This window comes from Megasphaera indica (genome assembly GCF_046614755.1).
Classification (GTDB): Bacteria; Bacillota; Negativicutes; order Veillonellales; family Megasphaeraceae; genus Megasphaera; species Megasphaera intestinihominis.
The window spans coordinates 1-286 of sequence record NZ_JBKKJR010000071.1 but is presented as its reverse complement, the minus strand read 5'-3'; the positions used below and the strand labels follow the sequence as shown (position 1 = coordinate 286).

Sequence of the window (286 nt, the reverse complement as noted above, 5' to 3'; positions counted from 1 at the left end):
CTCACCGCAGCTTATCGCAGCTTATCGCGTCCTTCTTCGGCTGATATGGCCAAGGCATCCGCCGTACGCCCTTACTTACTTGACTATTTTTTCATGTATCACGCCATCCACTCGGGATGTCATGATGAACAAGAATTCAAGGTTCGTTAAGATCTCTTTTTAAAAAGAGGTATTACTAACATTTTTATGCAGTTGTCAAGGTACGATGATAAAAAAGTTTGGTGGAGATGAGGAGAATCGAACTCCTGACCCCCTGCTTGCAAGGCAGGTGCTCTCCCAGCTGAGC

Annotated in this window: 1 rRNA gene; it reads right to left on the bottom strand. The window is 45.8% G+C overall.

From position 1 onward, the window contains the following. Positions 1 to 85, bottom strand: a 23S ribosomal RNA gene (locus ACFCTO_RS12215); the annotation flags it as partial. Between the last annotated feature and the right edge of the window lie 201 nt (positions 86 to 286).